Below are 23,141 nucleotides of genomic sequence, written 5' to 3' on the forward strand. Positions count from 1 at the left end.
GCGAGACCCGGTGTGGATCAGCGTGACTCCCCCGGGTCGCAAAGCGTGGTGTGCAGAACATCATGCAGTGCCCGAGCCGCCGACGACAGTTCCTGCCCGGCTCTACGCACTACGCCTACCGTACGGCGTATCCGGGGGTCGACGAGTGGTATGCAGCGCGCACCGAGCTCATGCATCTGCTCACGACACAGCGAGGGGACGGCACTCACCCCCAGGCCGCTCGCCACCATGCGGCCTACCGTCGCAAGCTGGTGGCTCTCGAAAGCAACAGGCAGCTCGCTGTGCTGTCGCGCCAGGGCCTGCTCCAGCAGGATGCGCACCATGGAGGGGCGCTGGAGGGTGATGAAGTCATGAGATAGCAGGGCTTTCCAGTCTATCGAGTCGGCATCGGCCAACGCTGAGTCGGCGGGGAGGACGGCGACGAAGGTGTCGTCGAAAAGGGGTTGGAAGTCGATGCCTTCTCGGGTTTCCGGTTCGAAGGCGATGCCCAGCTCGACCTGTTGCTGTCGCACCATGTCGATTACCTGCTCGTTGATCACGTCATGGACCGTCACGTTGACGCGCGGGAAGCTGACTCGAAAGCGGCGCAGGGCGCGAGGCAGGCGGTTGCAGGCGATGGAGGGCATGGCCGCCAGGGCCACCCGGCCGAGCTGGAGGGTGAAGCGCTGGCGCAGTAGCTCTTCGGTATTGTCCCACTCGGCCAACAGTCGCTTGGCCAACGGCAGCAGTGTCTCCCCCTCGGGAGTCAGCCGCACGCTACGCGTGCTGCGAATGAGCAGCGGGCCGCCCAAGGCTTCCTCCAGGCCCTTGATGGCCAGGCTAAGTGCCGGTTGGGACAGGTGCAGCCGCTCACAGGCTTGTGTGAAGCTGAGTGTCTGTGCCACGGCCAGAAAGGCGCGCAGCTGCTTTACGGTCATGGCATGTCGCTCTTTTTAATAAGCCAAGCAAATTAATTGATAAAAAAAACAAACTTAACAAATATATTGGCTGGGTCAACACTGGTCAGGTACTGTTCTTTCTACTCCATTTCACAACAAGACGAGGCTCTGCGATGTCAGGATTCGACAAGCGCGTGTACTCCTACGAAGAGGCCATGAACGGCATCGAAAGCGGCATGACGCTGGTGGCCGGCGGCTTTGGCCTGTGCGGCATTCCCGAAAATCTGATTGCCGAGGTCAAGCGTCGTGGCGTGAAGGACCTGACCGTCATCTCCAACAACTGCGGCGTAGATGGCTTCGGCCTGGGCCTGCTGCTGGAAGACAAGCAGATCAAGCGCTTCTACGCCTCCTACGTGGGCGAGAATGCCCTGTTCGAACAGCAGATGCTCAACGATGAGATCGAGGTGATACTGACGCCGCAGGGTACGCTGGCCGAGAAGATGCGCGCCGGTGGGGCGGGTATCCCCGCGTTCTATACCGCTACCGGCTACGGCACGCCGATCGGCGAGGGCAAGGAGGTGCGTGAGTTCAACGGCCGTCATTATATCCTCGAGGAAGCCTTCCACGCCGATTTCGCCATCGTCAAGGGCTGGAAGGCCGACCGCTACGGCAACGTCGTCTACCGTGACACGGCACAGAACTTCAATCCGCTGGCGGCCACCTGCGGCAAGATCACTGTGGTCGAAGTCGAGGAGATCGTGGAGCCGGGCGAGCTGAGCCCCGACCAGATCCACACGCCGGGGATCTACGTCGACCGTATCATCCAGGGCACCTTCGAGAAGCGTATCGAGAAGCGCACCGTACGCGAGGGCTGAGCCCAGCGCGCAAGCGCCCAGCCGGCAGAGGCCGGCCTTGACCGTATCGCTTCTCCACCGAACACAAGAGGCAAACAAGATGGCACTGACACGTGAACAGATGGCTCAGCGCGTGGCGCAAGAGCTGAAAGACGGTTTCTACGTCAATCTGGGTATCGGCATTCCCACCCTGGTGGCCAACTACGTCCCGGAAGGCATCGACGTGATGCTGCAGTCCGAGAATGGCCTGCTCGGCATGGGGCGCTTCCCCACCGAGGAAGAGGTCGATCCGGACATGATCAACGCCGGCAAGCAGACCGTGACGGCGCGCCCCGGTGCGGCCATCTTCGATTCGGCCGAATCCTTTGCGATGATTCGCGGCGGCCATGTCGACCTGACTGTCCTCGGCGCCTTCGAGGTGGATCAGGAGGGCAACATCGCTTCCTGGATGGTGCCAGGCAAACTGATCAAGGGCATGGGCGGCGCCATGGACCTGGTGGCTGGCGCCGAGAATATCATCTGCACCATGACTCACGCCTCCAAGCACGGTGAATCCAAGCTGCTGGAGAAGTGCTCCCTGCCGCTGACCGGTGCTGGCTGCATCAACCGCGTGCTGACCGATCTGGCTTACCTGGAAATCGAGAACGGCGCCTTCATTCTCAAGGAGCGGGCGCCAGGCGTCAGCGTCGAGGAGATCGTCGAAAAGACGGCAGGCAAGCTTATCGTGCCCGACCACGTACCGGAAATGTCCTTCGATTGACCTTTCCCGTCATTGGTTCGCCAAGGCCCGGGCACTGAACTGACCCCCAATAGTTGGACGGTTCATTCAGCCGGCGTCCAAGGCCTGAGTCCTGTACTGTACGGGGCTCAGGCCTTTTAGTTTCAGCCTGTGACGAATTTATGACCAGAGCGGACAAGGCGCGTGATACTCGGGCCTGGGCTGCTTGTCACCCCCCTCTTGCACAGTGTTATCCACAGTTTCTGTGGATAACGCTCGGCTCACGTCATCTCGCAGCGGGTGTGGTGGGGAAGCAGGAGCTCTACGGCACGTTCATGATCGCTGCTCAGGCGCTTCTGGATCAGGGCGAGACCGCCCAGGCAGATGCGATGCTCATCGCCATCGCCAAAGGCCATGCGCTGCGAACAGGTGGGGTAGAAACGGTACTTGAGCAGCGGCGAGACGGGGAGCACGGCTTGCTGCTGCTCCTGGCTGCCCTGGAAGCCTGACGCGGCGAGGGCCTGGTCAAGCTCCTCGAAGCGACTCCCGAGCCGCTCGCAGTCAAAGCCGGCGTGGTGCACGCTCGGGCCCATGACCGAAAGCCATCCGGCGAGAGGATGGGCTTCGTAGAGCATCTCGTAGTCGTCCCAGTCGGGCATCGGCCACGGTCGGCCTCGACTCAGCAGGTTCTTGCCGCGAGTATCCCGGGGGTGAGTCTGGCTTACCAGCCGAGTCAGTGACTCCCGAGGGACTCGCGACAGTGCGCCAAGCTGCAGCTCCGCCAGTACCAGCCAGGTGCTGTCCTCGGGGGGAGCCAGCAGACAGACGAGCAGGCCACGATCCGCCATGGCATAGCGGTGCACGGGTCGATAGCCAAGATGCCCGAGCGTTGGCAGCAGGTCCTGGGTAGAGAAGGGGGCCTGATTCAGGGTAACCAGGGTGAGATACTCGACCGGCGCATCTGTCGGCCACAGGCGAAGCATCCCCACATCGGGATGATGGTGAATGTAGTCCAGCCACAATTGCTGGAGGAATTCTTCCCTTTGCATCGTGCCGTTCCTTATGGTGTACGGATGCGCCTATGCATTAGACCTCAGTATAGGGGCTGGCCTGGAACGGCTTTCAACGCGGCAAGGACGTTAAACGGGCAATGAACGCTATGGGCCGGGACGCTGCCCGGCATTGGCAGTAGGTAGCGGCACTCAGGCCAGCAAAGCGTTATCGCGCACGTACTGGTCGAACTCGGTGAAACCGCCGACATGCTGCTGGTCGACGAAGACTTGCGGTACGGTGGAAACGGGCTTGCCGATGGTTTTTTCCAGATCGGCCTTGCTGATGCCCTCGGCCCAGATATCCACGTAGCGATGTCCCTCGATCGCACTGCTGCTCTCCAGCTGCTCGGCGAGCTGCTGTGCACGTACGCAGAAGGGGCACCCGGGGCGGCCGAAGATCACGACGAACATAGAAGACAACTCCTGAAGGGTGATGAGCTGGCGCCATTGTGACGGATAGCCGTGTCCAGGGCCAATAGAAGACCGCTAGGGCGTCGATTGCTACCTGCTATGGCCAGCCGCAGCAAGGGATTTCAGTAGGAGTTGAGTTCGTCGGCATCGGCTGCACGTAGCAAATCACCAAGCTCGGCGTGAATTTCGGGCGCACTGATCAGCAGGTTCTCTCCGTAGAGATCCTCCGGTATGCCACTGGGGCAGGGGTAGAGATGGCCTGTGCGTGCTCCGGCTTCCCGGGCAATCAGCACCCCGGCGGCAAAGTCCCAGGGCGAGACGCTCTCGTAGTAGGCATCGAGCCGCCCGCAGGCCACATCGCACAGGTCGAGTGCGGCCGAACCATTGCGCCGCACGTCCTGGCAGTGCTCGAGTACCGCCATCAGGCGCCGCAACAGCGGTGGTCGGCTGTCACGGCGGTAGGGGAAGCCGGTGGCGACGAGGCAGCGTTGCAGGTTGGTGGTGCGACTGGCATGGATCGGCTTGCCGTTGCACCAGGCGCCCTGGCCATACAGCGCGGTGTAGGTTTCACCGAGAAAGGGGGCGTGTACCACGCCGAGACGCGTCTTGCCCTCGCTGACCCAGGCAATGGAGACGGCGACGTGGCGCAGCCCATGGGCGAAATTGACGGTACCGTCTATCGGATCGATGACCCACAGCGCCTCGGCCGTTCCCATCACCGTACGATCCGGGGCAAGCTCCTCGCTGAGCTTGAGCTCGCCGGGCAAGTTGGCATCAAGATGCTGGCTGATCAGGGTGTCGACGGCCACGTCCACGTCGGTGACCAGTTCCTGGCCATGCTTGAGCTGCTGGTTGAAGGCCTGGCTCTGCCTGGCGGCGATGATTTTCTCGCCGGCATCCCGGGCAATGGTCACGGCAAGCTCGAGTCGCTGTTGAGGGAGCATGGAGGATTCCTCGTCGCGCATTGACCTGCCAGAATAGCAGGCGTAAGGCAGCTTGCCGAACGGCTGCCGCCGCTCATGCGCGAGAAGGAGGCTCGGATGCTCGCCCCCACCCCTGATCAGTACCAACGATTGAACGAAATGGCCCAGGCCTGGAAAGCCCGCCTTGAAACCGATGCGGAGGCTCCCACGGGTAACCCGCGGCTTGACGTCGATGCCCTCTGTTTTCAGGTCTGTCCCGACGGCGGTGAAGAGTCGCCGGGGCCGAACTTTCTCGCCGGTGCACTGATAAGCCCGGCTTCATTGTCGCTGGTGCTGTTTCCGGTTTTCGCGAGCGCCACGGCGCCGGATGTCGGCGAGCGCCGCGTCTTCGCGCTGCCTTCGGGCCGCTACCCCTTCGTCGCCGAAGTGCTGGAGCAGGGCCTCTGGCTGTGGCGCTGCCCGCTGCTCGACGACCTGTCCGACCTGGAATCCCGTGAGGAGGGGAGTCGACTCGCCCAGCGCCTGATGAACAAGGTCATGAGCCCCACCTGAGCATGAGCTTCACCCGAGCATGAGCTTTACCCGAGCGTAGTAAGACTTCCGGTGGGCTGGTGCCGGTTGCGTTACCGGTCTTATGCTGGGAATTCGAGTCTTCCATTGTCGTGTAGAAGGAATTACCCATGAGTAACGCAACGAGTTCCGTGCCCCGTGTCGCCCTGGTGACCGGAACCGCAAGCGGAATTGGTGAGGCCGTGGTGCGACAGTTTCGCGAACTCGGTCATCAGGTGCTGGCGGTCGACTTCAATGAGCAGGCCAAGGAGAAGGCTGATGCCATCGGGGCCGCCTTCTTCCAGGCCGACCTGGCTGACGGCGAGGCCTGCAAGGCAGCCGTGGCCGAAGCCGTCAAGCGCTTCGGGAAAGTCGACATCCTGGTCAACAACGCCGGCATCCAGCACGTCTGCCCGATCGAGGATTTTCCCGAGGCCAAGTGGCGCCAGATCATCGATCTGATGCTCACGGCGCCCTTCCTGCTCTCCCAGGCCGCCTGGCCTTCCATGCGCGAGAATGGCTGGGGGCGCATCGTCAATATCGCCTCGGTGCATGCTCAGGTCGCTTCCCCGGGCAAGTCGGCCTATATCAGTGCCAAGCACGGCATGATCGGACTGACCAAGACCGCCGCGCTGGAGGGCGGCCCCCAGGGCATCACCGCCAATGCCATCTGCCCGGCCTATGTGAAGACGCCACTGGTGGAAAACCAGATCGCCGACCAGGCCAGGCTGCACAACATGGACGAGCAGGAGGTGGTGGAGCAGATCATGCTCAAGAACGCTGCCGTCAAGCGCCTGATCGACCCGCAGGAGGTGGCCGGACTGGTGGCCTACCTGGCCTCGGATGCGGCAGGCGCTGTGACGGGTTCGAGCTGGAATATCGATCTTGGTTGGACGGCCCAGTGAGAGCCTGCGCCAATTTTTGCCTTGCTACCCACAGGGAAGTGGGAAGTGCGTTGGCCCGTCGGGAACGGGCCTAGCCCTGACTTTCGCTCGCTGCGTTTTCGCATCAGGCTCGCGATATCGAAAATCAACTGGGGTGATTATCGTCGCACCGGGCGTTTCTGCAGTTTGCGTTGCAGGGTGCGGCGGTGCATGCCCAGGGCGCGGGCGGTGGCGGAGATGTTGCCGTCGTGCTCCTGCAGCACCTTCTGGATATGCTCCCAGGCGATGCGGTTGATCGAGGGCGGGTTGTCGGCCACTTCGGCGTCGGGGTCGCCCTCTGCCCGCTCCAGCGCGGTGAGGATCTCGTCGGCATCGGCGGGTTTGCAAAGGTAGTTGACGGCGCCGAGCTTCATTGCCTCCACCGCGGTGGCGATGCTGGAGTAGCCGGTCAGCACCACGATGCGACAGTTGGGCACGATGTCGAGCAGCTCCGGCAGCAGCTTCAGGCCCGAACTGTGCTCCAGCTTCAGGTCCAGGGTAGCAAGCTCGGGGCGGTGACGGCGGGCCAGGCTCAGTGCCTGCTCCGCATCGTGCGCTACCAGGACCTCATAGCCTCGCTTGGCCAGGGCGCGCGAGAGTACGTGGCAGAACATTTCGTCGTCATCGATGACCAGCAGGCGTGTATCAGTGTCTTGCATGGTGACCTCGTCGCTCAGGGCTCACTGTGCGGCAGGATCACTTCGGTCAGCGTCCCCCCGTCAGGGTGATTATACAGGCTTACGCCACCACCGAAGCGGTTGATGGTGGCGTGAGTCAGGAACAGTCCGATCCCGAGCCCCTTGCTCTTGGTCGACACGAAGGTTTCTCCCAACTGGTCGGCGATCTCCAGGGTCACGCCGGGGCCGTGGTCGCGGATATCGATGACTACCTCTTCGCTGTTCCAGTCCAGGCGGATGCCGATGTCGTCGGGATTGGCATCCGCCGCGTTATTGAGCAGGTTGGTGATGGCCTGGTCCAGGGTGTTGTCCACCTTGAGCCAGGGCGTGCCGCGCTGATCGGCAATCTCGAGTCGATGGCTGACGTCCGGACGCAGTACCAGCCAGCGCTGCACCACGCCTGGCAACCATTCGCGGGCATCGCACATCTCTGGCTCGGCCATGCGCCGGCGGTCGGCGCTCTCCACCAGATGTCGCAGGTGAGACTTGCATACGTCCACCTGGCGTCGTAGCAGTTCGATGTCCTGGGTCAGCTCGGGGTCGTCGCGGGCATCGTCACGCATTTCACTGAGCAGCACCGCCATGGTGGAGAGCGGTGTGCCGAGCTCATGCGCGGTACCCGCCGCCTGAGTGGCCACCGCGACGACCTGTTCATTGCGCAGCGCTGCCTCGCGGGTCTGGGAGAGGGCCTGTTCGCGAGTGCGCAGGGCGTGGGCCATCTTGAAGATGAAGAAGGTCACCAGGCCTGCCGACAGGGCAAAGTTCACCCACATGCCCAGCACATGCAGATTGACGCCGACCATTTCATGGTAGTGAGCGAACTGCGGCACCGGATGATAGACCCACATCAGCAGCGTATAGGCCGCCATGGAAACCGAGGCGACGATCCAGGCGAAGCGCCAGGGTAGAGTAGCGGCGGCGATGGTCACCGGCACGAGGTAGTAGTTGATGAAGGGGTTGTTGGAGCCGCCGGTGAGGTAGAACAGCAGCGTGAGTCCGACGATGTCCGCCAGCAGATGCAGGACGTACTCTGTATGGCTGACCGCCCACTGACGCCCAAGGCGCCACCAGGTGAAGAGGTTGACCATGCCCATGCAGACGATGACACCGATCACCGCGGGAACCTCGAGGTCGAAGTGCAGCAGCTCCACGCCGACGATGGCGGCAATCAGAAAGCCGGTCCAACTGATGCCGCGCACGATGGTCAGGCGTACCAGGTTGCGGCTGGGCGTCGATAACGGCAGGGGCGTGGCTGGCATGGGGGCTCCATCGATTCGTTCTTTGCCTATCATACCGTGTCGCCTGACCACGGGCATGCAGGCGCCGGGCGTCGAGCTTTTACGGCCGCTGGCCTACACCTGGGCGCGGCAAATCCGTAGAATGCGTGCCAACCCACACACACGCACCCTTGCCGGTGCCACACACGACGAATTCGAGACTGATGTCAGCTGCCGATCTGGCCCGTGAAGTCGGGCTGCGTAGAACCTTTGCGATCATCTCGCACCCCGATGCGGGCAAGACCACCATCACCGAGAAGATGCTGCTGTTCGGGAACGCCATCCAGCTTGCCGGCTCGGTGAAGAGCAAGCGCAGCGACCGGCATGCTACCTCCGACTGGATGAAGATGGAGCAGGAGCGCGGCATCTCGGTGACCACCTCGGTGATGCAGTTCCCCTACGGCGGCCGCATCGTCAACCTGCTCGACACCCCGGGCCACGAGGACTTCTCCGAGGATACCTACCGCACCCTCACCGCGGTGGACTCGGCGCTGATGGTGATCGACGGCGCCAAGGGCGTCGAGGCGCGCACCATCAAGCTGATGGAGGTGTGCCGCCTGCGTACCACGCCGATCCTCACCTTCGTCAACAAGATGGACCGCGACATTCGCGACCCCATCGAGGTGATGGACGAGGTGGAGACGGTGCTCAATATCCACTGCGCGCCGATGACCTGGCCGATCGGCATGGGGCGCCACTTCAAGGGCGTCTACCACCTCTACAACGACGTGATTCATCTCTACACCCAGGGTCAGGGCAGCCGCATTCCCGACGACAAGCGCATCGAGGGGCTCGACAATCCCGAGGTGGACGAAGTGCTCGGTGCCGAACAGGCCGAGGAGCTGCGCATGGAGGTGGAGCTGGTACGCGGCGCCTCCCACGAGTTCGACCTCGAGGCCTATCGGCGCGGTGAACTGACGCCGGTCTACTTCGGTACCGCCATGGGCAACTTCGGCGTGCGCGAGATGCTCGATGGCTTCGTCGAACATGCGCCGCCGCCGCAGGTGCGCGAGACCGATACCCGTAGCGTCGAGCCCGAGGATGCGCGATTCACCGGCTTCGTGTTCAAGATCCAGGCCAACATGGATCTCAAGCACCGCGACCGTATCGCCTTCCTGCGGGTCTGTTCGGGCAAGTACGAGAAGAACATGAAGATGCGCCACGTGCGCATCGGCAAAGAGGTCAAGATCGCCGACGCCCTGACCTTCATGGCCTCCGATCGAGCCCACGTCGAGGAGGCCTGGCCAGGCGACATCATCGGCCTGCATAACCACGGTACCATCCAGATCGGCGATACCTTCACCATGGGCGAGGACATGCGCTTCACCGGCATTCCCCACTTCGCCCCGGAGCTGTTCAAGCGCGTCCAGCTCAAGGATCCGCTCAAGCTCAAGGCGTTGCAGAAGGGCCTGCAGCAGCTCTCCGAAGAGGGTGCCACGCAGCTGTTCCAGCCGCTGGACAACAACGACCTGATCCTCGGCGCCGTGGGTACCCTGCAGTTCGACGTGGTCGCTCACCGTCTCAAGGAGGAGTACAAGGTCGACTGTGTCTACGAGCCGGTCAACGTCCAGACCGCGCGCTGGGTCTATTGCGACGATGCCCGGAAGCTGGAGGAGTTCAAGCGCAAGGCGAGCGCCAACCTGGCTCTGGATGGCGGCGGCTACCTGACCTACATTGCCCCCACGAGGGTCAACCTGCAGATGACTCAGGAGCGCTGGCCGGAGATACGTTTCGCGGCGACCCGCGAACACTAGCCATCATCCCTTCGTCAGGGACGACGAGGGAGCTGCCAAGGAGAGCGACGTGCTGATCGATGCTCACTGCCATCTTGACTTCGAGGCCTTCGACGACGACCGCGAGGCGATGTTCGAACGTGCCAGGGCGGCCGGCGTCGGCCATTTCCTGGTGCCCGGTACCACACGCGAACGCTGGCCTGCGGTGCTGGCGCTGGGCGGACGTGACGACGTGCATATCAGCCTCGGCCTGCACCCCTATTTCATGCATGAACACGGCGATGGCGACATAGAGGCGCTGGCGCACCTGCTGGACGAGCATCCCGAGGTGCGGGCGCTGGGCGAGTGCGGCATCGATGCTCGCTATGAAGACACCCTGGACGAGCAGTGGCAGCTGTTCGATGCCCAACTGCGCCTGGCCAAGGCGCGCCGGTTGCCGGTGGTGATCCACTGCGTGCATGCCAATGACAAGGTCTCCAAGCGGCTGCGCCAGCTCGACCTGCCTGCAGGCGGCCTGATTCACGCTTTCGCCGGCTCGCCGGACCAGGCCTGGAAGTTTCTCGATCTCGGCTTCGTGGTGGGGCTGGGCGGTGCGGTCACCTACGAGCGCGCCCAGCGCCTGTGGCGCGCAGTGAAGAGCCTGCCCGAGGATGGCTTCGTGCTGGAGACCGACAGCCCCGACATGCCGCTGTGCGGCTACCAGGGGCAGCGCAACGAGCCGGCGCGGATCGTTCAGGTTTGCGAGATGGTGGCCAGGCTACGCGGCAAGACGCCCGAGGCGGTCGCCGCGCAGAGCACGGCGACCGCTGAGCGAATCTTCGGTTTGGATCTGGGCGAGGGCGAGTCTTAGGCGCCGCCCTGGGCCAGACTTTCAGGATCGAGCCTTTCGATCGGGTAGGGCAGCGGCAGTGGCGTCACGCTACGATCCTCGATGCTGAGCGGGCCGATCTCCTCGCGGGTGGTGAGCACGGCGAGCAGCTCGACGCCACCCTCGTTGTCGAGCTCCGCGGCGATCACTTCCCCGGCGCTCTTGCCGTTCGCGTCGACGATGGCGCTGCCCAATGCCGGCAGCGGCTCGCCCTCGAGCCGACAGTGTGCCAAGCGCTTCTTCACCTGGCCGCGAAAGTGTGCACGAGCTACCACCTCCTGCCCGGTATAGCAGCCTTTCTTGAAGCTGATGCCGCCCAGCGCCTCCCAGTTGATCATCTGCGGCAGCAGGGCGTCCTGGTGGGCAGCGGTGAGCCAGGCGAGCCCGGCCCGAATGTCCTGCAGGCACCACTCGGCGTTGCCGACCAGGGCCGCCTCGTCGGCCAGGGCGCTGGCCGTTGTGGCAGCCTGCTCCCGGGGCAGGCAGATCAACACGCGTGGCTGTGGCCCGGGATGGGCCAGCAACTGGCGCTCTTCGTCGCCGGCCTGGTGCCACAGGCTGGGGGCTGCAATGTCGAGATGCCTGGCCGCGGCGGCAGGCGCGTCGGTACCGATCAAGCCCAGCAGGGCCAGGTCGTCGCGAAGTGCGAGCTCGCTCTTGTAGAACGGGGCGAACTTCTTCAGGTGATCGCGCAGCGGCTCCACCAGGTCACGGTGCAGGATCAGACGGTAGCGCTCGGGGCTGATGCGCAGCAGCTGGGCGTTGGCCAGCATGCGTCCCTTGGCGTTGCAGAAACAGGTCAAGGGCGCGAAGTCACCTTTGGCCAACTCGACCTGAGCGCTGGTCTGTCCCTGCAGCAGCTTGTCGGCACCCGTGCCGACCACGTCGAGTATCGCGAGGTGGACGAGCGGCGTCACCTTGACGTTCGCCACGGCCTGCTGGCCTGGCTTGCCGATCTCGAACTCGACCCGTGAATCGCTCGTACGGCGCCCCTCCAGGGCAGTTGTCCAATCACTCATTATGCCTGTGGCTCCAGGTCGTCATGTCGGGGGTGTATCGTTCGGTATGCGGGCGGCGAGGGCGGATTGCAAGCGGTGTCGCACCGCAACGCTCATGTTAGACTGCTTATTACCTTATTCCACGGTAAGGAGTCATGCATGCCGCATCAGTCGCTCGATTTCACCGGTGTGGAAAATGCCGAGCAGGTCAATCGAATAACCACGGCCCTGATGATGGTCGACGGGGTCGAGAGTGCCGAGGTCGGGCGTCACGGCGCGGACGTCGAGGGGCGTGTCAGTAGAGATGAGTTGATTCGTGCCGTCGAGGCGCTGAAGCTGCCCATCGAAGTCAAGTAACCCTGGGGAACGATTCATGAGCAAGACGATTGAAGTCATCAGCGAACGTAACAGCATCTTCCGCCAGCGGGTCCAGGTCGCGGGCTTCGAGGATATTTTCGTGGATGTGCCGGTGGCCTACGGCGGGGAAGGCAGCGCGCCGGACCCCCACGACTACTTCGATCTGTCGCTGGGGGCGTGCAAGGCGATCACCGCCCAGATGTACGCCCAGCGCAAGAAATGGCCCCTCGAAGGCATTACCGTCAAGGTCAATCGCGACGACAGCGAGGAACGCAAGGGCACCTATCGACTCGAAGTGGTGATGACCTTCCACGGTATCGAGGACGAAGAGCAGCGGGCCAGGCTCGAAGAGATCAGCCACAAGTGTCCGATCCACCGTCTCATGACCAGCGCGACCGTGGAGGTCACCACGCGCACGACCGACACCGTCGAGGCGTGAGCCGGACCGCGGCGCTATACTTGACCACCTGTCGGGATCTTGAAGTCAGGCGCTTGCACGGCGCCTGATCTCTTTCTGGAGCCATCATGAGCAAGCCGTTTCGTCTCAATGCCAATTTCAAGCCCGCGGGTGACCAGCCCAGCGCAATAGAGAGCCTGGTCAGGGGGCTGGAGTCCGGCCTGGCGCACCAGACGCTGCTCGGCGTGACCGGCTCGGGCAAGACCTTCACCATGGCCAACGTGGTCGAACGGTTACAACGTCCCACCATCGTCATGGCGCCCAACAAGACCTTGGCGGCGCAGCTCTACGGGGAGTTCAAGTCGTTCTTTCCCGACAACGCCATCGAGTACTTCGTCTCCTACTACGACTACTACCAGCCCGAGGCCTACGTGCCCTCGTCGGATACCTTCATCGAGAAGGATGCCTCGATCAACGACCACATCGAGCAGATGCGACTCTCGGCGACCAAGGCGCTGCTCGAGCGACGTGACGCCCTGATCGTGGTTTCGGTGTCGGCCATCTATGGCCTGGGCGATCCCGACCAATACCTCAAGATGCGCCTCCACTTCACCCGCGGCGAGCTGATCGACCAGCGTTCGTTCCTGCGCCGCCTGGCGGAATTGCAGTACACGCGCAACGACATGGATTTCAAGCGCGGCACCTACCGGGTGCGCGGCGACGTGATCGACATCTATCCGGCCGACTCCGACGAGGAGGCGGTACGGGTCGAGCTGTTCGACGACGAGATCGATTCGATTCGCCTGTTCGATCCGCTCACCGGCGAGGTGCGCGGTCATGTGCCGCGCATGACCATCTACCCCAAGAGTCACTACGTGACGCCGCGGGAGACGATCCTCTCCGCCGCCGAGGCAATCAAGGCCGAACTGGTCGAGCGCCTCGAGTGGCTGCGCAAGAATGACCGTCTGGTCGAGGCGCAGCGTCTGGAGCAGCGCACGCTTTATGACCTGGAGATGATGAACGAACTGGGCTACTGCAACGGCATCGAAAACTACTCGCGCTATCTTTCGGGGCGTAATCCCGGCGAGCCGCCGCCGACCTTCTTCGACTACCTGCCGGACGATGCGCTGTTGTTCATCGACGAATCCCACGTCAGCGTTCCCCAGGTGGGGGGAATGTACAAGGGCGACCGCTCGCGCAAGGAGACGCTGGTGGAGTACGGCTTCCGCTTGCCCTCGGCGCTGGACAACCGTCCCATGACCTTCGAGGAGTGGGAGCGCATATCTCCGCAGACGATCTTCGTCTCGGCCACGCCGGGCCCCTATGAGGCCGAGCATGCCGGCCAGGTGGTGGAGCAGGTGGTGCGCCCCACCGGCCTGGTCGACCCCGAGATCGAGGTGCGCCCGGCCACGACCCAGGTCGATGATCTGCTCTCCGAAATCCGTCTGCGCGCCGAAGTGGGCGAGCGGGTACTGGTCACTACCCTGACCAAGCGCATGGCCGAGGATCTCACCGAGTACCTCGATGAGCACGATGTGCGTGTACGCTACCTGCACTCCGACATCGACACCGTGGAGCGGGTCGAGATCATCCGCGACCTGCGCCTGGGCAAGTTCGACGTGCTGGTGGGCATCAACCTGCTGCGCGAGGGGCTCGACATCCCCGAGGTCTCGCTGGTGGCGATCCTCGATGCGGACAAGGAGGGCTTTTTGCGCAACGAGCGCTCGCTGATCCAGACCATTGGCCGGGCGGCGCGCAACGCCCACGGCAAGGCGATCCTCTATGCCGACCGGGTGACCGATTCCATGCGCCGCGCCATGGACGAGACCGAGCGGCGCCGCGCCAAGCAGATCGCCCATAACGAGAAGCACGGTATCACGCCCACCACCGTGACCCGCTCGGTGGCCGACATCATGGAGGCGGCCCAGGCCCCCGGACGCAAGGGCAAGGGCCGGCGCAGCGAGCGCAAGGTGGCTGAGGGTGCGGCGATCTACGATCTCGGCGAGCTCTCGCCGGCCGATCTTGCCAAGGAGGTCTCGCGAGTCGAGGACGCCATGTTCGAAGCGGCCCAGAACCTGGAGTTCGAGGAGGCGGCCAGGCTGCGTGACCGGCTGCATGAGCTCAAGGAGCGGCAGCTGGCTCTGGGGTAGGCATCGTTGATTGACTGCTGCGCTCGCTACGGAGCGAGGGGCGCCGGGGGCAGGCCGAAGAGGAGGTCTTTTGCCATGGATGGCAAAAGTAGCGCCCAGGGATGGGTTCACAGCGCCTCCTCATAGGCCTGTCCGCGGATCAGCCCGAGCGGGCCATGATCGCCGGATTCGTCGCTGAGATCGTAAGGAAAAGGGATGCCCGAAGGCCCTGAGATTCGCCGTGCCGCCGACCGCCTGCACGAGCAGCTTGCCGGCAGGCGGCTGGAGTCCGTGTGGTTCGCCTTCCCCGAACTGGCCGCCGAGGCCGACTCGCTGACAGGGCGAGAGGTCACGGCGGTAGACAGCTGGGGCAAGGCATTGCTGACCCGCTTCGACGACGGTCGCGTGCTCTACAGTCACAATCAGCTCTACGGCGTATGGAAACTCCACGACGCCGAGCGCGAGCCCGATACCGAGCGCTCGCTGCGCGTGCGGCTGACGGCGGAAGGGCGCTCGGCCAGCCTCTACAGTGCCTCAGACGTATCGCTGTGGCCGGCCGAGAGGCTCGGAGATCATCCGTTTCTCTCCCGCCTCGGCCCCGATCTGCTGACCCACGGGGTTACGCTGGAGCAGGCCATGGCGCGGCTCGCCGAGCCGCGCTTCGCGCGCCGTCGGTTGGGCGGTCTGCTGCTCGACCAGGCACCTTTCGCCGGCATTGGCAACTACCTGCGCTCAGAGATCCTGTTCTTCGCCGGGCTGTCGCCCACGGTCCGTGTCGTCGACCTGAGTGACGAGCAATTGAAAGGGCTGGCGCAGACCATCCTCGACGTGACCCGCCAGGCCTATGAGCAGGCTGGCGTGACCAGCCGCGCCGACTGGGCGGCCGCCGCCAAGCGTCAGGGAGAGAGCCGGCGGCTCTGCCGCTTCGCCGTATTCGAACGCGACGGGCGGCCCTGCCACGCTTGCGGCACGCCGATCGAGCGGCTGATGGTGTCCTCGCGAAGGCTCTATCGCTGCCCGAGCTGCCAGCCCGAGTAATCCTGTACACACCGCATTTATACCGTTATCTAAATTTGAAATCATTGCTAGCACCGTGGCCCGGTCATGCCGCCTGTGAGGCAGGCATGACCGGTATGGATCGGCGTATCCGGAAGCTGGGCGTCACTTCTTGCGTCTGAACAGCGAGCGCCCCATCTGCTTGGCGGAGAGCTTGGCGCTGTGCAGGCCGCTGGAGTCGCCCTTGAGCATCGAGGCGAGGTAGTTCTTGGCCTGCTCGAGCTCGATGTGGGGGGGCAGGGGAGCGATATCGCTGTCGGTGTAGGCGTTGACCACCACCGGACGGTTGGCGGCGAGGGCCTCGTCCCACACCCGGTCGATGTCGTCGGGCTCGCGCATGACCAGGCCCTTGAAGCCGAGCAGTTCGGCGTACTGGTCGTAGCGAAATTCGGGAAGGTCCTGGGAGGTGTCGAACTTGGGGTCGCCCTCCATCACCCGCTGCTCCCAGGTCACCTGGCTCAGGTCATGGTTGTTGAGCACCAGCACGATGCAGCGGGGATCCTCCCACTCCTGCCAGTACTTGGCCAGGGTGATCAGGGCATTGTTGCCCAGCATCTGCATGGCGCCGTCGCCCACCATGGCGATGGCGGGCCGACTCGGGTGGCAGAACTTGGCCGCGATCAGGTAGGGCACGCCGTTGCCCATCGATGCCAGCCCGCCGGAAACGGAGCCCAGCATGCCGCGGCGGATCTTCAGGTTGCGTGCGTACCAGTTGGTGGCGCTGCCCACGTCACAGGTGAGCATGACGTCGTCTGGGAGGCGCGGCGAGAGACTCTGGAACACCAACTGTGGGTTGATCGGGGCAGCCTCGGTGGCGGCACGCGCCTCGGTCTTTTTCCAGCCGTCGTCGATCCAACCCTGTACCTGCTTGCGCCACTTGCTGTTGCGTTTGCGCTTGAGGCGCTCGGCCAGCGCTGCCAGGGTGGCGCCGGCGTCGCCGTGCAGGTTGACCTCGGTGGGGTAGCGCACGCCCAGAGCCTCCGGCACCACGTCGATCTGGATGGCGCGGGCCTGGCCCGGCTCGGGCAGGAATTCTACGTAGGGGAAGCGCGTGCCCACCATCAGCAAGGTGTCGCACTCCCTCATCATGCGGTCGCTGGCTTCGGTACCGAGCAGGCCGATGGCGCCGGTCACGCCGGGCAGGTCGTCGGGTACCATGGTCTTCGCCAGTATTGCCTTGGCGATACCGGCGCCGGTCAGGTCGGCCACACGGATCAGTTCGTCCACCGCATGCTTGACCCCGGCACCGGCGAGAATGGCGACTTTCTTGCCCGATTTCAGGATCTCGGCTGCAGCGTCCAGGTCGGCGGGCTCTGGCAGCTGTGCCGGAAAGCGGTAACCGACGCCTGAGAAAACCGCGCCATGCTCCATGGGCGGATCCTCCATGGGCAGGTCCTGAACGTCGTTGGGCAGGATCACGCAGGTCACGGTACGGCGGGCAATGGCGATGCGCATGGCCTGGTCGATGACATGGCGGGCTTGGGCCGGCTCGGTGACCATCTGCACGTACTCGCTGGCGACATCCTTGAACAGCGCCATCAGATCGAGTTCCTGCTGGTAGTCGGTGCCGAGGCTCATGCGCGCCTGCTGTCCGACGATGGCCACGGTGGGCATGTGATCCTTGCGTGCGTCGTAAAGACCATTCAGCAGATGCACTGCGCCGGGGCCGGAGGTGGCGACGCAGACACCGACCTGGTCACTGAACTTGGCATGGCCGCAGGCCATGAAGGCGGCCACTTCCTCGTGGCGGGGCTGGATCAGCCGGGGGGCGCCGTCGGCACGGCGCAGGGCGGACATTACGCCGTTGATACCATCGCCTGAGTAGCCGTACAGCCGCTCCACGCCCCATTCACGCAGGCGGGAGACGAGGAAATCGGACACGGTGGGTTGCATGATCGGCTCCTTGATCGTTTCACTGAGGTCCATGGTCGGGCTACAGGCAAGCGTAGAGCCGCTACTGGCAACGGACAAATTTCATGCTCCAGTTTTTATACCGTTATCTATTGCTTCACACACAGCAAATACTACCTTGTCGGCACATCTGTGCCCATCGAGGTGCAATACGGTATAATTCGCCACCGTTCGAGCCCGCCGCTTCGCGCCTGCGAATCCAGAAGCGGGCATGCCGACATTGCCGAGGAGCTCCTTGCACATGACCGTGATTCGCCAGGACGATCTGATCCAGAGCGTCGCCGACGCCCTGCAGTACATCTCCTACTATCATCCGAAGGATTTCATCGATGCCATGGCTGCGGCCTACGAGCGGGAAGAGAATCCGGCGGCCAAGGATGCCATTGCCCAGATCCTGATCAATTCGCGGATGTGTGCCATGGGCCACCGCCCGATCTGCCAGGACACCGGCATCGTCACCGTGTTCGTGCATGTCGGCATGAACGTGCGCTGGGAGGCCGAGATGAGCCTCGACGACATGATCAACGAGGGCGTGCGTCGAGCCTACCAGCTGCCCGACAACGTGCTGCGTGCCTCGGTGCTGGCCGACCCGGACGGGGCCCGCAAGAACACCGGTGACAACACCCCCGCGATCATCCACCACAAGCTGGTGCCCGGCAACACCGTCGAGGTGCATGTGGCGGCGAAGGGGGGCGGCAGCGAAGCGAAGTCGAAGTTCGCCATGCTCAACCCCTCCGATAACGTGGTCGACTGGGTGCTCGAGCAGCTGCCCAAGATGGGCGCCGGCTGGTGTCCGCCCGGCATGCTCGGTATCGGCATCGGCGGTACCGCCGAGAAGGCCATGGAGATCGCCAAGGAGGCGCTGCTCGACCCCATCGATATCCAGGAACTGCAGGCTCGCGGTGCGTCGAATCGTGCCGAGGAGCTGCGTCTCGAGCTGTTCGACAAGGTCAACAAGAGCGGTATCGGCGCGCAGGGCCTGGGTGGCCTGACCACGGTGCTCGATATCAAGGTCAAGGACTACCCGACCCACGCTGCCAACAAGCCGGTGGCGATCATTCCCAACTGTGCCGCGACTCGCCACGCCCATTTCACCCTGGACGGCTCCGGTCCGGCGGCACTGCCGGTACCCAGGCTCGAGGACTGGCCGGAGATCACCCGTGAGGCCGGCGACAACGTCAAGCGCGTGAACCTGGATACGGTCACGGCGGAAGAAGTACAGACCTGGCAGCCGGGCGATACCCTGCTGCTCAACGGCAAGCTGCTCACCGGCCGTGACGCCGCGCACAAGCGCATGGTCGACATGATCGCCAAGGGTGAGGAGCTGCCGGTCGACATGAAAGGGCGCTTCATCTACTACGTCGGCCCGGTGGATCCGGTGCGCGACGAAGTGGTTGGCCCGGCCGGCCCTACCACCGCCACACGCATGGACAAGTTCACCCGCACCATGCTGGAAGAAACCGGTCTGCTGGGCATGGTGGGCAAGGCCGAGCGTGGCCCGGCCGCCATCGAGGCGATCCGCGACAACAAGGCGGTCTATCTGATGGCCGTGGGCGGCTCCGCCTACCTTGTCGCGCAGGCGATCAAGAAGTCCCGCGTGGTGGGCTTCGCCGACCTAGGCATGGAAGCGATCTACGAGTTCGAGGTCGAGGACATGCCGGTCACCGTGGCGGTCGATAGCCAGGGCACCTCGGTGCACCAGACCGGCCCCGCCAAGTGGAAGGAGATCATCGCCGAGCGCGCATGATGTCCGATGCGCCAGTCCGGTCTGGTGCATCCCGCTATCGGGTCGAGCACGCGGCCCCGCCAACTGGCGGGGCCGCTGCCGTCTGCGGTATGCTGCCGCTGGCTGCTGTATCAGGGAGATATCATGGCATCCTGGCTGTTCGGCCTGGCAATTTTCCTCATCCACCTGCTGGGCTTTCTTTCAGCGGTCCTGGCGCTGCTATCCAGCCGCACCTCGCAGGGGGCCGTGGCCTGGATCATCTCCCTGGTCACCATTCCCTATCTGGCCGTACCGGCGTACTGGATCTTTGGTCGACCCAGGTTCTATGGCTATGTCTCGGCACGTGGCGAACGCGATACCGTGCTACGGCGCATACTGGCCCGCTATCGCGAGCGTCTCGAGCCCCATGTCGTCAAGGCGCAGAACCCCGACATCCGCGCGGTGGAGCAGTTGGCCATGATGCCCCTCACCAGCGGCAATCAGGCCGAGCTGCTGGTCGATGGCAAGGCGACGTTCGATAGCCTGTTCGCCGGCATCGACGCGGCCTGTGACTACGTGCTCATCCAGTTCTTCATCGTTCGTCACGATGCCCTGGGCCACAAGCTCAAGGACCATCTGCTGCGAGCGGCCAACCGCGGTGTCCGCGTCTACTTTCTCTACGACGAAGTCGGCAGCCGCAAGCTTTCCGAAGGCTACCTCCATGAACTGACCGAGGGAGGCGTTGAGGTCAGCGCGTTTCGCTCTTCCCGCGGTTTCAAGCACCGCTTCCAACTGAACTTTCGCAACCACCGCAAGATCATGGTGGTTGACGGCGCGCAGGGTTGGCTGGGCGGCTTCAACGTCGGCGTTGAGTACCTTGGGCAGCACCCGCGTCACGGGCCATGGCGCGATACTCACCTCAAGCTTGCTGGCCCCAGCGTGCTTGGGCTGCAGGAGGCCTTCTGGGAGGACTGGCACTGGGCGACGGGGGAGGTGATTAATCTCTGCTGGGAGCCGCTGGTGACCTGCGCAGAGTGCCATAACGTGGTGATCGTGCCCTCTGGGCCCGCCGATCGCCAGGAAACGGCCAGCCTGCTGGTGCAACACGCCATCCACAGCGCCCATGACCGACTTTGGGTAACCAGCCCTTACTTCGTTCCCGATCAGGGGGTTCAGGACGCCTTGCGCCTGGCCTCGATGCGCGGGGTCGATGTTCGCATCATGATTCCGGAGCATCCCGATCACCTGCTGATCTATCTCTCGGCGTTCTCGTTCCTGCCCGACATGGTGCGGGCGGGGGTCAAGGTGTATCGCTATCAGCCCGGCTTCCTGCACCAGAAGGTCATCCTGATCGACGATACGACCGCAGCGGTGGGCACGGTGAACCTGGACAATCGCTCCTTCCGTCTCAACTTCGAGATCACCGCCTTCATTCCCGATCGTCGGTTCGCCGCGGAGGTTCGCTTGATGCTGGAGCGTGATTTTGCCGACTGTCGGCGCGTCAGTTATGACGAGCTGGAGCGTCGCCCGCTGTGGAGCAAGCTGGTATCTCGAGCTGCCTATCTGACCGCGCCAATCCAGTAGAAAGGTCGCTTGGGTTTGCAAGGGTTGTAAGGTACATTAGTCAACGCCTTAGCGCGCATATTTGCCACCCTTCGCGTACGACTCCGTACGCTGCGTCGCTTCTTTTTCCAATTGCTGTGAGCGGGAGATGCGGTGAACCTCGAGACCAAGTGGCTGGAAGACTTCGTGGCACTGGCCAATACTCGTAGCTTCTCTGCCTCCGCCCGGCAGCGACATGTCACCCAGCCGGCTTTCAGTCGCCGAATTCGCGCCCTGGAGCAGGCGGTGGGGGTGACTCTCGTAGACCGTTCGACCACCCCGATCAACCTGACCCCAGAGGGGCAGCTGTTCCTGGTCACGGCACGCAATCTGGTGGAGCAGCTCAATGAGTGTCTCGGACACCTGCGTGGCGTCTCCATGGCCAGGGAGGCGCTGGACATCGTGGCGGCCCATTCGCTGGCGTTGAGCTTTTACCCCGAATGGATCTCGCGCCTGCAGGAAGGGTTGGGCGAACTGCCTACGCGCCTCGTGGCAATGAACGTGGGTGAGGCGATCCACGTGCTGCGCGAGGGCAACTGCGACCTGATGCTGGCCTATCACGATCCTTACGCGACGATGCAGCTCGATGCGGAGGTCTTTCCCTCGTTCTCCATCGGCCAGGTCAAGATGCTTCCCGTCAGCTTGCCTGATGCTCGGGGCAAGCCCATGTTCAGCTTGGAAAGCACCGATCCCATTCCCTACCTGGCCTACACCCAGGGGGCCTTCCTCGGGCGCAGCGTGCGCATGCTGCTAAAAAACGACCCACTGCGCCTGCGCCTGCGCACGGTCTACGAAACGGCCATGGCGGAGGGACTCAAGGGCATGGTGCTGCAGGGCGTGGGGCTGGCCTGGATCCCCGACTTCTGCGTGCGCGAAGAGCTCAAGAGCGGCAGGCTGGTACGAGCCGGCAGTGAGAAGTATGACGTGCCGCTGGAAATCCGCCTCTACCGCTGTTCGCTGGTGCACAAGCCGGGCGTCGAGAAGCTGTGGAGGCAGATGATGAAGCTTCCACGCGACTTTTTGCAGGCTTAGATCCCGCCGAAATCGGCCGGCAGGCCGAGAAAATTCTGGATGATGAAGAAGTGGTCCTCGAACAGGCTGTCGGGTTCGAGCTCGGCCAGTGGTACCCAGCGCGCGTGATCGCCGCCCTTGACCGGCTTGAGCTGGGGCAGCTGCTGGTCGGGGCGCAGGGCAAAGTAGAAGGCCTCGGCCAGGGTGCGGCCGCGCCAGCTGCGGTGGGGTTCGTCGAACAGCCGCTGCCCTCGCAGGGAGCCCTTGAGCACGGGCTCGGGCACCTTGAGGCGGACTCTCTCGCGCAGTTCGCGCAGGCAGGCGTCGAGCAGTCGTTCATGGGGGTTGATGAAGCCGCCGGGAAGCGCCAGCAGGCCTTTGCCCGGAGCTGCGGTTCGACGTACCAGCAGCACGTGACCAGACTGCACTACTACGGCGTTCACCGTCACGAAGATGGGCGGATAGGGTGCCTTCGCCCAAGCCTGGCGGTACTGCTCCAGCAGCTTCTGCTCTTCCATCAGCTGGAGGTGGGCATCGCTTCCGGTAAATTCCTGCAGCGCATGACATACCCCGGGCGGGAGGTCGTGAGTCGCTCCGGTGCTCAGGTAGTCTTCGGTGGAAGAAGGGGAGTGGAACAGCCGCTCACGAATCTGGCTGGCCGAGATACCCTCGACCAAGGGCACGCTGACCGATTCCCATTGGGGAAACAGCGAGAGGTAGTAGCTCGACTGGCCACGGCTGGCCCCGATCAGGCCGATACGTGGCAGGCGGGCGTGGTGATGGCCGGCTATGTCGCGTACCTTGCGCTGCACGTCGCGGACCCAGACGTCGTCGTTATAGAGCGCATCCAGCAGCGGCACGATCTCGAGTCGCGCGTTTTCCTCGTCGTCGAAGCAGCTGCGCAGCAGTTCCTGGCGCTCATCGAAGCGCCAGGGGTTGCGCAGCGAGCGTGCTTGCCACGCCGAGCCCACTAGTACGATCACCTGGCGCGCATGGCGCAGGGCCTCGTTGATCACCGCCAGGTGGCCCAGGTGCGGGGGCTGGAAACGTCCGATGAAGACGAGGCAGTCGAACTCGTGGTCGGTATCGCTCATCGGCGCTTCCTTGGCTGG

At 63.6% G+C, this 23,141-nt stretch carries 23 protein-coding genes; 13 read left to right on the plus strand and 10 right to left on the minus strand.

The annotated features are described in order from the left end of the window. Positions 1 to 17: 17 nt before the first annotated feature. On the minus strand, positions 18 to 917 hold the full coding sequence (locus tag H1D44_RS00365) for a LysR family transcriptional regulator (protein ID WP_181512863.1): 900 nt from the start codon (positions 915 to 917) through the stop codon (positions 18 to 20). 134 nt (positions 918 to 1,051) lie between these two features. Between H1D44_RS00365 and H1D44_RS00370 the strand changes: the two genes are divergently transcribed. Both H1D44_RS00370 and H1D44_RS00375 read left to right on the plus strand, forming a co-directional pair. Further along, positions 1,052 to 1,753 (plus strand): CoA transferase subunit A, encoded by a 702-nt coding sequence (locus H1D44_RS00370; RefSeq protein ID WP_181512864.1) that lies wholly within the window; start codon positions 1,052 to 1,054, stop codon positions 1,751 to 1,753. Between the two features lie 79 nt (positions 1,754 to 1,832). Continuing rightward, positions 1,833 to 2,492 carry a CoA transferase subunit B gene (locus tag H1D44_RS00375; protein ID WP_181512865.1) on the plus strand — a complete coding sequence of 220 codons (660 nt, stop codon included), beginning with the start codon at positions 1,833 to 1,835 and terminating at the stop codon, positions 2,490 to 2,492. A gap of 66 nt (positions 2,493 to 2,558) precedes the next feature. Here the strand turns inward: H1D44_RS00375 and H1D44_RS21285 are convergent, their stop codons facing one another. The 4 genes from H1D44_RS21285 to H1D44_RS00390 all read right to left on the minus strand — a co-directional run bounded on the left by H1D44_RS21285 (position 2,559) and on the right by H1D44_RS00390 (position 4,857). Further along, entirely contained in the window at positions 2,559 to 2,630 is a 72-nt protein-coding gene (locus H1D44_RS21285) for an integrase core domain-containing protein (RefSeq protein ID WP_422671645.1), read from the minus strand. A 101-nt stretch (positions 2,631 to 2,731) separates the two neighbouring features. Then, complete coding sequence (locus tag H1D44_RS00380) at positions 2,732 to 3,499, minus strand: VOC family protein (RefSeq protein ID WP_181512866.1); 768 nt, start codon at positions 3,497 to 3,499, stop codon at positions 2,732 to 2,734. A gap of 153 nt (positions 3,500 to 3,652) precedes the next feature. Next, positions 3,653 to 3,913 (minus strand): GrxA family glutaredoxin, encoded by a 261-nt coding sequence (locus tag H1D44_RS00385; protein WP_181512867.1) that lies wholly within the window; start codon positions 3,911 to 3,913, stop codon positions 3,653 to 3,655. A 122-nt stretch (positions 3,914 to 4,035) separates the two neighbouring features. After that, on the minus strand, positions 4,036 to 4,857 hold the full coding sequence (locus H1D44_RS00390) for an inositol monophosphatase family protein (protein ID WP_181512868.1): 822 nt from the start codon (positions 4,855 to 4,857) through the stop codon (positions 4,036 to 4,038). Positions 4,858 to 4,953: 96 nt separating this feature from the next. Between H1D44_RS00390 and hybE the strand changes: the two genes are divergently transcribed. Together hybE and H1D44_RS00400 are read left to right on the plus strand one after the other, a co-directional pair. Further along, entirely contained in the window at positions 4,954 to 5,388 is a 435-nt protein-coding gene (hybE, locus tag H1D44_RS00395) for a [NiFe]-hydrogenase assembly chaperone HybE (protein WP_181512869.1), read from the plus strand. Between the two features lie 128 nt (positions 5,389 to 5,516). Next, on the plus strand, positions 5,517 to 6,290 hold the full coding sequence (locus H1D44_RS00400; protein ID WP_181512870.1) for a 3-hydroxybutyrate dehydrogenase: 774 nt from the start codon (positions 5,517 to 5,519) through the stop codon (positions 6,288 to 6,290). A gap of 137 nt (positions 6,291 to 6,427) precedes the next feature. Here H1D44_RS00400 and H1D44_RS00405 read toward each other — a convergent pair whose 3' ends face one another. Both H1D44_RS00405 and H1D44_RS00410 read right to left on the minus strand, forming a co-directional pair. Next, positions 6,428 to 6,967, minus strand: a complete 540-nt coding sequence (locus H1D44_RS00405; RefSeq protein WP_181512871.1) for a response regulator transcription factor — start codon at positions 6,965 to 6,967, stop codon at positions 6,428 to 6,430. 14 nt (positions 6,968 to 6,981) lie between these two features. Next, positions 6,982 to 8,244, minus strand: a complete 1,263-nt coding sequence (locus H1D44_RS00410; protein ID WP_181512872.1) for an ATP-binding protein — start codon at positions 8,242 to 8,244, stop codon at positions 6,982 to 6,984. Positions 8,245 to 8,426: 182 nt separating this feature from the next. Here H1D44_RS00410 and H1D44_RS00415 point away from each other — a divergent pair, with 182 nt between their 5' ends. After that, a complete protein-coding gene (locus tag H1D44_RS00415; RefSeq protein ID WP_181512873.1) occupies positions 8,427 to 10,016 on the plus strand; it encodes a peptide chain release factor 3 in 1,590 nt (529 codons plus the stop codon). 49 nt (positions 10,017 to 10,065) lie between these two features. Further along, positions 10,066 to 10,845: a TatD family hydrolase gene (locus H1D44_RS00420; RefSeq protein ID WP_181512874.1), complete on the plus strand. Its 780-nt coding sequence runs from the start codon at positions 10,066 to 10,068 to the stop codon at positions 10,843 to 10,845. Here H1D44_RS00420 and ygfZ read toward each other — a convergent pair. Then, positions 10,842 to 11,882 carry a CAF17-like 4Fe-4S cluster assembly/insertion protein YgfZ gene (gene ygfZ, locus H1D44_RS00425; RefSeq protein ID WP_181512875.1) on the minus strand — a complete coding sequence of 347 codons (1,041 nt, stop codon included), beginning with the start codon at positions 11,880 to 11,882 and terminating at the stop codon, positions 10,842 to 10,844. The two genes, H1D44_RS00420 and ygfZ, sit on opposite strands and share 4 nt — an antisense overlap. Positions 11,883 to 12,020: 138 nt before the next feature. Here ygfZ and H1D44_RS00430 point away from each other — a divergent pair, with 138 nt between their 5' ends. The 4 genes from H1D44_RS00430 (at position 12,021) to nei (ending at position 15,782) form a co-directional block, all read left to right on the plus strand. After that, positions 12,021 to 12,218, plus strand: a complete 198-nt coding sequence (locus H1D44_RS00430; protein ID WP_181512876.1) for a hypothetical protein — start codon at positions 12,021 to 12,023, stop codon at positions 12,216 to 12,218. Between the two features lie 16 nt (positions 12,219 to 12,234). Further along, entirely contained in the window at positions 12,235 to 12,657 is a 423-nt protein-coding gene (locus H1D44_RS00435; RefSeq protein ID WP_181512877.1) for an OsmC family protein, read from the plus strand. Between the two features lie 86 nt (positions 12,658 to 12,743). Continuing rightward, positions 12,744 to 14,765 (plus strand): excinuclease ABC subunit UvrB, encoded by a 2,022-nt coding sequence (gene uvrB / locus H1D44_RS00440; protein ID WP_181512878.1) that lies wholly within the window; start codon positions 12,744 to 12,746, stop codon positions 14,763 to 14,765. 195 nt (positions 14,766 to 14,960) lie between these two features. Beyond that, entirely contained in the window at positions 14,961 to 15,782 is an 822-nt protein-coding gene (nei, locus tag H1D44_RS00445) for an endonuclease VIII (protein ID WP_181512879.1), read from the plus strand. 123 nt (positions 15,783 to 15,905) lie between these two features. Here the strand turns inward: nei and H1D44_RS00450 are convergent, their stop codons facing one another. Continuing rightward, positions 15,906 to 17,693 carry a thiamine pyrophosphate-requiring protein gene (locus H1D44_RS00450; protein WP_181512880.1) on the minus strand — a complete coding sequence of 596 codons (1,788 nt, stop codon included), beginning with the start codon at positions 17,691 to 17,693 and terminating at the stop codon, positions 15,906 to 15,908. Positions 17,694 to 17,952: 259 nt separating this feature from the next. On the opposite strand from H1D44_RS00450, the gene H1D44_RS00455 reads away from it, so the two are divergent. The 3 genes from H1D44_RS00455 (at position 17,953) to H1D44_RS00465 (ending at position 22,050) form a co-directional block, all read left to right on the plus strand. Beyond that, positions 17,953 to 19,458 (plus strand): fumarate hydratase, encoded by a 1,506-nt coding sequence (locus H1D44_RS00455; protein ID WP_181512881.1) that lies wholly within the window; start codon positions 17,953 to 17,955, stop codon positions 19,456 to 19,458. A gap of 123 nt (positions 19,459 to 19,581) precedes the next feature. Next, positions 19,582 to 21,000 carry a cardiolipin synthase gene (gene cls, locus H1D44_RS00460; RefSeq protein WP_181512882.1) on the plus strand — a complete coding sequence of 473 codons (1,419 nt, stop codon included), beginning with the start codon at positions 19,582 to 19,584 and terminating at the stop codon, positions 20,998 to 21,000. Positions 21,001 to 21,132: 132 nt separating this feature from the next. After that, on the plus strand, positions 21,133 to 22,050 hold the full coding sequence (locus tag H1D44_RS00465; protein ID WP_181512883.1) for a LysR substrate-binding domain-containing protein: 918 nt from the start codon (positions 21,133 to 21,135) through the stop codon (positions 22,048 to 22,050). Here H1D44_RS00465 and H1D44_RS00470 read toward each other — a convergent pair. Next, positions 22,047 to 23,123, minus strand: a complete 1,077-nt coding sequence (locus H1D44_RS00470; protein WP_181512884.1) for a bifunctional nicotinamide-nucleotide adenylyltransferase/Nudix hydroxylase — start codon at positions 23,121 to 23,123, stop codon at positions 22,047 to 22,049. The genes H1D44_RS00465 and H1D44_RS00470 overlap by 4 nt on opposite strands. Positions 23,124 to 23,141: the final 18 nt, after the last annotated feature.

Source organism: Billgrantia kenyensis, assembly GCF_013697085.1.
Classification (GTDB): domain Bacteria; phylum Pseudomonadota; class Gammaproteobacteria; order Pseudomonadales; family Halomonadaceae; genus Halomonas; species Halomonas kenyensis.

Coding starts and splice junctions, on each gene's coding strand:
- H1D44_RS00375 (WP_181512865.1), top strand. CDS start 1,833: ATGGCACTGACACGTGAACAGATGGCTCAGCGCGTGGCGCAAGAGCTG.
- H1D44_RS00410 (WP_181512872.1), bottom strand. CDS start 8,244: ATGCCAGCCACGCCCCTGCCGTTATCGACGCCCAGCCGCAACCTGGTA.
- H1D44_RS00365 (WP_181512863.1), bottom strand. CDS start 917: ATGACCGTAAAGCAGCTGCGCGCCTTTCTGGCCGTGGCACAGACACTC.
- H1D44_RS00435 (WP_181512877.1), top strand. CDS start 12,235: ATGAGCAAGACGATTGAAGTCATCAGCGAACGTAACAGCATCTTCCGC.
- uvrB (WP_181512878.1), top strand. CDS start 12,744: ATGAGCAAGCCGTTTCGTCTCAATGCCAATTTCAAGCCCGCGGGTGAC.
- H1D44_RS00450 (WP_181512880.1), bottom strand. CDS start 17,693: ATGCAACCCACCGTGTCCGATTTCCTCGTCTCCCGCCTGCGTGAATGG.
- hybE (WP_181512869.1), top strand. CDS start 4,954: ATGCTCGCCCCCACCCCTGATCAGTACCAACGATTGAACGAAATGGCC.
- H1D44_RS00405 (WP_181512871.1), bottom strand. CDS start 6,967: ATGCAAGACACTGATACACGCCTGCTGGTCATCGATGACGACGAAATG.
- H1D44_RS00470 (WP_181512884.1), bottom strand. CDS start 23,123: ATGAGCGATACCGACCACGAGTTCGACTGCCTCGTCTTCATCGGACGT.
- H1D44_RS00415 (WP_181512873.1), top strand. CDS start 8,427: ATGTCAGCTGCCGATCTGGCCCGTGAAGTCGGGCTGCGTAGAACCTTT.
- H1D44_RS00430 (WP_181512876.1), top strand. CDS start 12,021: ATGCCGCATCAGTCGCTCGATTTCACCGGTGTGGAAAATGCCGAGCAG.
- H1D44_RS00370 (WP_181512864.1), top strand. CDS start 1,052: ATGTCAGGATTCGACAAGCGCGTGTACTCCTACGAAGAGGCCATGAAC.
- H1D44_RS00390 (WP_181512868.1), bottom strand. CDS start 4,857: ATGCTCCCTCAACAGCGACTCGAGCTTGCCGTGACCATTGCCCGGGAT.
- ygfZ (WP_181512875.1), bottom strand. CDS start 11,882: ATGAGTGATTGGACAACTGCCCTGGAGGGGCGCCGTACGAGCGATTCA.
- H1D44_RS00380 (WP_181512866.1), bottom strand. CDS start 3,499: ATGCAAAGGGAAGAATTCCTCCAGCAATTGTGGCTGGACTACATTCAC.
- H1D44_RS00385 (WP_181512867.1), bottom strand. CDS start 3,913: ATGTTCGTCGTGATCTTCGGCCGCCCCGGGTGCCCCTTCTGCGTACGT.
- H1D44_RS00400 (WP_181512870.1), top strand. CDS start 5,517: ATGAGTAACGCAACGAGTTCCGTGCCCCGTGTCGCCCTGGTGACCGGA.
- H1D44_RS00455 (WP_181512881.1), top strand. CDS start 17,953: ATGACCGTGATTCGCCAGGACGATCTGATCCAGAGCGTCGCCGACGCC.
- nei (WP_181512879.1), top strand. CDS start 14,961: ATGCCCGAAGGCCCTGAGATTCGCCGTGCCGCCGACCGCCTGCACGAG.
- cls (WP_181512882.1), top strand. CDS start 19,582: ATGGCATCCTGGCTGTTCGGCCTGGCAATTTTCCTCATCCACCTGCTG.